Annotated in this window: 1 protein-coding gene; it reads right to left on the bottom strand. The window is 64.2% G+C overall.

Annotated elements, in window-relative coordinates:
* Positions 1–424 (bottom strand): transposase (locus AC5ZG5_RS46465; protein ID WP_496165600.1); only part of this gene is annotated, 424 nt, incomplete at both ends.

The raw sequence follows: 424 nt of genomic DNA, 5'->3' as shown, positions 1-424 counted from the left end.
TGACCACCGCCTTCTTGTGCGCGGGTAGCCCGTCCACAATCAGATGCAGCGCTTTCTTGCGGCGATACATCAGCTTCTTGAGCAGGTCCACGAACAGCTCGCCAGACAGTGCGCCCTTGTACGTCGCGAACCAGAACGCGCCCTTGGCGCTCACCGCCGACGCCGCGCCGATGCTTTGCCGTTGCCCCGGCGTTTGCACCACCGGCGTTTCTCCCTTCACGCCCCACGTCGTGCCTTGCACCGCATCCGCCCGGAAGCCGGATTCATCCCAGAAATAGACATCCGCTTTCTCCCGCTTGGCACGCCGCGCAATGGCCGGATAGGTTTCCCGCTGCCAACGCTCGATCGCCTCCGGGTCACGCTGATAGGCGCGTTGCAATGGCTTCTGCGCGCTCAATCCCAAGCGCGCCAGCATCCCCCCGAT

The organism is Bradyrhizobium sp. Ses1, from assembly GCF_059512365.1.
Note: the sequence above shows the minus strand (reverse complement) of the source record. Positions and strands in the feature narration are given on the sequence as shown.